This is a genomic window from Methylobacterium symbioticum, assembly GCF_902141845.1.
Lineage (GTDB): Bacteria > Pseudomonadota > Alphaproteobacteria > Rhizobiales > Beijerinckiaceae > Methylobacterium > Methylobacterium symbioticum.
On sequence record NZ_CABFPH010000169.1, the window covers coordinates 1 to 7,496 of the forward strand.

6 protein-coding genes and 1 pseudogene are annotated in these 7,496 nt (G+C 73.5%); all 7 read left to right on the plus strand.

Going from position 1 to position 7,496, the window contains the following annotated elements; all coding sequences use genetic code 11:
- Positions 1-455: pseudogene (locus MET9862_RS27685) on the plus strand (septal ring lytic transglycosylase RlpA family protein); the annotation flags it as partial.
- A gap of 151 nt (positions 456-606) precedes the next feature.
- Positions 607-1,833, plus strand: coding sequence for a D-alanyl-D-alanine carboxypeptidase family protein (locus MET9862_RS27690; protein WP_142586133.1), 1,227 nt, complete (start codon positions 607-609; stop codon positions 1,831-1,833).
- A gap of 46 nt (positions 1,834-1,879) precedes the next feature.
- Positions 1,880-2,536, plus strand: coding sequence for a dTMP kinase (tmk, locus tag MET9862_RS27695; protein WP_142586134.1), 657 nt, complete (start codon positions 1,880-1,882; stop codon positions 2,534-2,536).
- Entirely contained in the window at positions 2,526-3,584 is a 1,059-nt protein-coding gene (locus MET9862_RS27700; RefSeq protein ID WP_142586135.1) for a DNA polymerase III subunit delta', read from the plus strand. Before tmk ends, MET9862_RS27700 begins: the two co-directional genes overlap by 11 nt.
- A gap of 35 nt (positions 3,585-3,619) precedes the next feature.
- Positions 3,620-5,176 carry a methionine--tRNA ligase gene (metG, locus tag MET9862_RS27705; RefSeq protein ID WP_142586136.1) on the plus strand — a complete coding sequence of 519 codons (1,557 nt, stop codon included), beginning with the start codon at positions 3,620-3,622 and terminating at the stop codon, positions 5,174-5,176.
- Between the two features lie 195 nt (positions 5,177-5,371).
- Entirely contained in the window at positions 5,372-6,178 is an 807-nt protein-coding gene (locus tag MET9862_RS27710) for a TatD family hydrolase (protein WP_142586137.1), read from the plus strand.
- Positions 6,179-6,221: 43 nt separating this feature from the next.
- Positions 6,222-7,025 (plus strand): MBL fold metallo-hydrolase, encoded by an 804-nt coding sequence (locus MET9862_RS27715; protein ID WP_142586138.1) that lies wholly within the window; start codon positions 6,222-6,224, stop codon positions 7,023-7,025.
- Positions 7,026-7,496: the final 471 nt, after the last annotated feature.

The window sequence follows — 7,496 nt, forward strand, 5'->3', positions numbered from 1 at the left end:
TGGCGAGCGCCGCCGTCGCGGTGCCGCCGGCCCTCCAGCCGACCGCGCCCCGCGCCGCCGCCTTCCGGGCCGCGCCGGTCGCGGGGCACGTCGCCGGCCTCAACCCGGCCGGCGGCAAGGCCTCCGCCGCACCGGTGCGGTTCGCCGCCGCGCCGCCCGCGGCACAGGCCGCGGCGAAGCCGGTCCAGGCCGCCGCCCTCAAGGGCGCCCCGCTCAAGGGGGCGCCCGCCCCGACCCATCTCGCCAAGGCGGCCGCCCCGGCGGCGATGCCGGCCTCCGCCAAGATCGCCATGGCCCGCCTCACGGCGACCGCCGGGCCCGCGCCCAAGGGAGACGTCAAGGGTGACGCCAAGGGCGGCAAGGCCCCGGAGAAGGCCGCGCCCACGAAGCTCGCCGCCAGCCCCGGCGCCAAGCCCGCGGGCCGCCATACCGACCGCCTGGCCGGGATCTACTGATCCGGGTGTCGAGAGGGATCCCGGTCCGATCGAGAGCCGCGACGTTTTCCCGTTCGATCCCGCGGTGAAACCGCTTTATGGTCACGCTTGTTATCCGATCAGGCGTCGGCGGCGGGTGACCGGGCGGTCCCGGCCGGCGCGGGAGATGGCGATGCGCACGTCCCTCTGGACTCTCCTGGCCGCCGCCTGCGCGCTGGCCCTCGCCCAGCCCGTCCGCGCGCAGTCCTTCCAGACCGCCGCTCCCCACGCGATCCTGATGGATGCCGAGTCCGGCTCCGTGCTGTTCGAGAAGGCCGCCGACGAGCCCTTCGCCCCGGCCAGCATGGCCAAGCTGATGACCACGGACATCGTGTTCGAGGCGCTGAAATCCGGCCGCCTCTCCATGGATACCGAGTTCACGGTGACCGAGGATGCGTGGCGCCGCGGCGGGGCCGGGGGCGGCGGCTCCTCGATGTTCGCCCAGGTGAACAGCCGCATCAAGATGTCGGACCTGATCCGCGGCCTCATCGTGCAGTCGGGCAACGACGCGGCGATCACCATCGCCGAGAACATGGCGGGCTCGGAGGCGGCCTTCGCCAGCATGATGACCCGGCGCGCCGCCGAGATCGGGCTGACGCGCTCGACCTTCCGCAACGCGACCGGCTACTCGGCGCCCGACCAGAAGGTCACCGCGCGCGACATGGCCAAGCTCGCGCTGCACCTGATCGAGACCTATCCGGACCTGTACAAGATCTTCGCCGAGCGCGAGTTCACCTGGAACAAGATCAAGCAGCAGAACCGCAACCCGCTCCTGACCCTCGATATCGGCGCGGACGGGCTCAAGACCGGCTACCTGGAGGAATCGGGCTACGCGCTCACCGCCTCGGCCGTGCAGAACGGCCAGCGCCTGATCCTCGTGCTCTCGGGCCTGAAGACGGCGCGCGACCGCGCCTCCGAGAGCCGCAAGCTGATGGAGTGGGGCTTCCGCGCCTTCGAGCCGCGGCAGGTCTTCGCGAGCGGCGAGACCGTGGCCGAGGCCTCGGTCTACGGCGGCGAGAAGGGCTCGGTGCCGGTGGTGGCCAAGCGGCCGGTGCGGCTCCTGCTGCCGCGCGGCTCGGGGGACCGCGTCACCGCCAGGGTCGTCTACCAGGGCCCGCTGCCCGCGCCCGTGGAGGAGGGCCAGGAGATCGGGCGCCTGCGCGTGATGCGCGGCGACGTGCTCGCCCTCGACCAGCCGGTCTATGCGGGCGAGGCGGTCGGCCCCGGCACCCTGTCGCAGCGGGCGATGGACGCGGCCCTCGAGGTCGGCACCGACCTCGTCCGCCGCGCCTTCGACAAGGCCTCGGGCAAGGGCAAGGCGACCGACAAGGCGGCCGAGAAGGCGGCCAACCCGTCCTGACGCGTCTCGTCTTGACGCTGGGGCGGGAACGCCCGATGCCGCCGCGATGACCTCAGGCGCGTTCATCACCTTCGAGGGGGGCGAGGGGGCCGGCAAGTCGACGCAGGTCGAGCGGCTGGCCGAGACCCTGCGCGCCCGGCACCGGGTGGTCGTCACCCGCGAGCCCGGCGGCACCCCGCGGGCCGAGGAGATCCGCGCCGCGCTGCTCGGCGGCCTCGCCAAGCCCTACGGCCCCTTCGCCGAGGCGCTCCTGTTCTCCGCCGCCCGCATCGACCACCTCGACCGCCTGATCCGGCCGGCGCTCGCGGCCGGCGCGGTCGTGCTCTGCGACCGCTTCATGGATTCGACCCGGGCCTATCAGGGCGCCGCGGGCGGCATCGCGGCGGGCACGGTCGCGGCGCTGGAGCGCGTGGTCGTCGGGGCGACGCGGCCCGGCCTCACCCTGATCCTCGACCTCGATCCCGAGGCCGGCCTCGCCCGGGCCCGCGCCCGCAGCGGGGCGGCCGACCGCTTCGAGGGCGAGGCGCTCGACTTCCACAGGCGCCTGCGCGCCGCCTTCCGCGCCATCGCCGAGGCCGAGCCCGAGCGCTGCGTGCTGATCGATGCCGGCGAGGCCCCCGACGCCGTCGCCGCCGCGATCCGCGCGGCTGTGACGGAGCGCCTGCCGCACCTGCTGCCGGAGGGGGCGAGCGATGCCGCCTGAACGCGATCCCGACGACGTCGAGGCCGGCGACCTCGCGGGCCTGCCGCGCCCGCGCGAGACCGACCGCCTCGTCGGCCATGCCCAGGCCGAGGCCGCCTTCGCGACGGCCCACGCGGCCGGGCGCCTGCACCATGCCTGGCTGATCGCCGGCCCCCAGGGCATCGGCAAGGCGACGCTGGCCTACCGGGTCGCGCGGCGCCTGCTCGCCGACCCGGAGGGCTTCTCCGCGGTCGCGCCGGACCACCCGGTCGCCCGCAAGGTCGCCGCGCTCTCGCACCCCAACCTCGTGGCGTTGCGCCGCCACCGGGCGCCCGGCACCAAGACCCTGCCGACCCGGATCCCGGTCGACGCGGTGCGGCGCGCCCTCGACCTGTTCGGCTCCACCGCGGGCAACGAGGGCTGGCGCATCTGCATCGTCGACAGCGCCGAGGACCTCAACGCCAACAGCGCCAACGCCCTCCTGAAGATGCTGGAGGAGCCCCCGCCCCGGGCCCTGTTCCTGATCCTCGCCCACGCCCCCGGCCGGCTCCTGCCGACCATCCGCTCGCGCTGCCGGATGCTGTCCCTGCGCCCGCTCGCCGAGGCCGAGGTGGCCGAGGTGGTCTCAGGCTTCCCTCAGTCCTTCGCCCGGCCCGATGCGGAGGCGCTGGCCCGCGCCGCGGCGCTTGCCGAGGGCTCGGTCGCCCGCGCCGTGGCGATGCTCGATCCCGTCCGGGCCGGGATCGTGGCCGAGACCGAGACCCTGCTCGCCCGCCGCGCGCATCCGGACTGGACCCGCGTGCTGGCGCTCGCCGAGCGGCTGGCGGGGCGCGACGCCGAACCCCTGTTCGAGGCGGCGCAGGAGACGGTGCAGCGCGTCGTCTCGGCCGAGCTCCAGGCCCGCCGGCACGAGCCGCCGGCCCGCCTTGCGGCCCTGGTCGAGGTGTGTGACAAGTTCGCCCGCGCCGCCCGGGAGGCCGCGATCTACAATCTCGACCGCCGCCCCGTCGTCCTCGCGCTGTTCGCCGACCTCGCGGGCGCTACCTCCGCGGGCACGGCCCGCACCTGACCGGGCAGCACGCCCGCACCGGGAACGGACCTGACGTGACGGACAAGACTTTCGGCATCTCGACGGCGATCTCCTACCCGAACGGCGCGCCGCATATCGGCCACGCCTACGAGGTGATCGCCACCGACGCCATCGCCCGCTTCAAGCGCCTCGACGGCTACGACGTGCTCTTCTCCACCGGCACGGACGAGCACGGGCTGAAGATCCAGCAGGCGGCGACCCGGGCCGGCACCAGCCCCCGCGCCTATGTGGACGGCACGGCCGCCCCCTTCCGGGCCATGGCCGACCGGCTCGACTGCGCCTACGACCGCTTCATCCGCACCACGGAGGCCGAGCACTACGCGGCGGCCCAGGCGCTGTGGCGGCGCATGGAGGCCAACGGCGACATCTACCTCGCCAAATATGCCGGCTGGTACTCGGTGCGCGACGAGGCCTATTACGACGAGGCCGAGACGGTGCTGACCCCCGACGGCAGCCGCCGCTCGGCCAAGACCGACACGCCCGTCGAGTGGATGGAGGAGGAGAACTTCCTGTTCCGCCTCTCCGCCTACCAGGACCGCCTGCTGGCGCTCTATGCCGAGCAGCCCGATTTCCTGGGGCCGGACACCCGGATGAACGAGGTCGCGAGCTTCGTGCGCGGCGGCCTCAACGACCTCTCGATCAGCCGCACCACCTTCGACTGGGGCGTGCCGGTGCCGGGCCATCCGGGCCACGTCATGTATGTCTGGGTCGACGCGCTGACGAACTACCTCACCGTCACGGGCTTCCCCGACGAAGCCGACGCGCGCCGGCGCTTCTGGCCGATGGACCTGCACGTCATCGGCAAGGACATCGTCCGCTTCCACGCGGTCTACTGGCCGGCCTTCCTGATGTCGGCCGGGCTGCCGCTGCCCAAGCGCGTGTTCGGCCACGGCTTCCTGCTCTCCAAGGGCGAGAAGATGTCGAAGTCGCTCGGCAACGTGGTCGACCCGCTCGACCTCGTGGAGACCTACGGGGTCGATCCGGTGCGCTACTTCGTGCTGCGCGAGGTGCCCTTCGGCGGCGACGGCAACTACAGCCACGACGGCATCATCAACCGCATCAACGCCGACCTCGCCAACGATCTCGGCAACCTCGCGCAGCGCTCGCTCTCGATGGTGGCCAAGAATTGCGGGGCCGCCGTGCCGGAGCCGGGCGCCTTCACGGCCGCCGACCGCGCGCTGCTCGACGCCGCCGCGGCGCTGCCCGCCAAGGCGCGCGCCGCCATGGACGTGCCGGCGCCCCACACGGCGCTCGCCGAGATCTGGGCGGTGGTGGCCGAGGCCAACCGCTACTTCGCGGGCGAGGAGCCGTGGAAGCTCCGCAAGACCGATCCGGCGCGCATGAGCACCGTGCTCTACGTGACGCTGGAGACGCTGCGCCTCGTCGGCATCCTGGTCCAGCCCTTCGTGCCGGGCGCGGCGGCCAAGCTCCTCGACCTGCTCGGCGTAGCCGGCGAGCGCCGCAGGCTCGCCGATGCGGGGGAGGGCGGCCGCCTCGTCCCCGGCACGGCGCTGCCCGCCCCCGCCCCGATCTTCCCGCGCTTCGAGAAGCCGGAAGCCCCGGCCGCGTGAGCGGCGGAGGTCATGGTTTCGAAAGGTCGAGACCTTTCGCGGGTGCAGGGTGGAACCCTGGATTTTGGACCCTCCGACCCAGCGAGGCTGGGCCGGAGGGTCCAAACCCGGGGCTGCCCGCCCCGGGACCCCGCCAAAGGGCCTCGGGCCCTTTGGGATCCCGGAATCCCAATCCACCGTTCACGATAGCGACCGATGCTGATCGACAGCCACTGCCATCTCGACTTCCCCGACTTCGCCGCCGACCTGCCCGGCGTCATCGCCCGGGCCGAGGCCGCGGGCGTCGGGCGCATGCTCACCATCGCCACCCGCGTGGCCAAGGCCGACACCTACCGGGCCATCGCCGAGGCGCACCCTGAGGTCTGGTACACGGTCGGCACCCACCCGCACGGCGCGGCCGAGGAGCCGGACGTGGCGGCCGAGACCATCGCCGCTTTGGCCGACCATCCGCGCTGCGTCGGCATCGGCGAGGCGGGGCTCGACTACCACTACGACGACGCGGCGCCGGAGGCCGTGCAGGAGCGGGTGCTGCGCGCCCATATCGAGGCGGCCCGGCTCGCGGACCTGCCCCTCGTCATCCATGCCCGCGACGCGGACGCGCAGATGGAGCGCGTGCTCGCCGACGAGATGGCGCGGCGCTCCTTCCGGGCGGTGCTGCACTGCTTCTCCTCGGGGGCGCGGCTCGCCGAGGCCGGGGTGGAGCTCGGCCTGTACGTCTCCTTCTCGGGCATCGTCACCTTCCGCCGCTCGCACGCGCTCCGGGACATCGCCAAGGCCGTTCCCCTCGACCGGATCCTGGTCGAGACCGACGCGCCCTTCCTGGCGCCGGAGCCCTATCGCGGGCGCACCAACGAGCCGGCCTACACCGCCGACACCGCCCGCTCGCTGGCCGAGACCCTCGGCCTGGAGCCGGCGGATTTCGCCCGCCGCACCACCGAGAACTTCTTCCGCCTGTTCGCGAAGGCGCGCGCGGCGGATCACGGGGCGGGTCAAGAGGCGTGACAGGCGGCGCACGCCTCGGATACGACCGGAGCGGGAGGTCCGGATGGCGACGCTGACCCTGCGCATCCTCGGTTGCGGCTCGTCCGGCGGCGTGCCCCGCGTCGGCTACGGCTGGGGCGCCTGCGACCCGGCCGAGCCGCGCAACCGCCGCCGCCGCTGCTCGCTCCTGGTGGAGCGGGGGGAGGGGGCGAGGGTCACCCGCGTCCTGGTCGACACCTCGCCCGACCTGCGCGAGCAGCTCATCGATGCCAAGGTCGCCCGCCTCGACGCGGTGCTGTTCACCCATGCCCATGCCGACCACACCCACGGCATCGACGACCTGCGGCCCCTGGTCATCCAGATGCGCGCCCGCATCCCGACCTATGCCGACGCGGTCACGCGGGCGCTGCTCACCGCCCGGTTCGGCTACTGCTTCGAGACGCCGCCCGGCAGCGCCTACCCGCCGATCCTCGACCTGCACGCGCTCGCCGAGACCGGCGAGACGCGGGTGCCGGGGGAGGGGGGCGTGCTCAGCGCCGAGGCGCTCCCCGTCGAGCACGGCAACGAGGCGGCCCTCGGCTTCCGCTTCGGCCCGGCCGCCTACATGCCCGATGTCAGCCTGATCCCCGAGCCGGTGGAGGCGCGGCTGCACGGCCTCGACCTCCTGATCATCGACGCCCTGCGCGAGACGCCCCACCCGACCCATTACGCGGTCTCGGACGCGCTCGCCCTGATCGCCCGGGTGCGGCCGCGCCGGGCGGTGCTGACCAACCTGCACACCGACCTCGACTACGCCACCCTCAAGGCCCGCCTCCCGGCCGGCGTGGTGCCGGCCTATGACGGCATGCGCCTCGAGGTCGATCTCTGATCTGAGAGCCCGTACGGCCGGCGCATCCGATCTGCTGACCGCATCCTGAGGTGCGAGGCATCGGCCGAGCCGCGACGGAGGCCTCCAGGGATCGCGGGGACATCCGGACCTCGGGAGCCGGGGAGGCGCATCGGTCAGGCTCCGCTCTCCGTCCCGGGGAGGCCCGTAGAGGGCAGGGGCGGGGGCGCCAGGGCCGGCGAGGGCCTTTTTCTCGCGCACCGCGAAGATGGCTGTTGACGCGGCCCGAAGAGCCCCATATACACCCCTCATCGGCGCCGGCCGCGAATGAGTGGCCCGGGCGCTGACGCTTCTTCTGAAAGTTCTAGCGGGCTGATCCGGTCGGTAACCGGGTTGCCTGTTATTGCGTCGGTTGAAGGGTGTGGGCTCTGGGTCTGGCCCGCTGGTTTTGCCGCTTCGGTGGCGGTTCGGCGGGTTCGGGAGGCGGGGTTGACACGGTGAAGCGGGGGTCTT

Excerpts from the sequence above, each read along its gene's own strand:
- MET9862_RS27690 (WP_142586133.1), top strand. The coding sequence starts at position 607 with ATGCGCACGTCCCTCTGGACTCTCCTGGCCGCCGCCTGCGCGCTGGCC.
- tmk (WP_142586134.1), top strand. The coding sequence starts at position 1,880 with ATGACCTCAGGCGCGTTCATCACCTTCGAGGGGGGCGAGGGGGCCGGC.
- MET9862_RS27700 (WP_142586135.1), top strand. The coding sequence starts at position 2,526 with ATGCCGCCTGAACGCGATCCCGACGACGTCGAGGCCGGCGACCTCGCG.
- MET9862_RS27710 (WP_142586137.1), top strand. The coding sequence starts at position 5,372 with ATGCTGATCGACAGCCACTGCCATCTCGACTTCCCCGACTTCGCCGCC.
- MET9862_RS27715 (WP_142586138.1), top strand. The coding sequence starts at position 6,222 with ATGGCGACGCTGACCCTGCGCATCCTCGGTTGCGGCTCGTCCGGCGGC.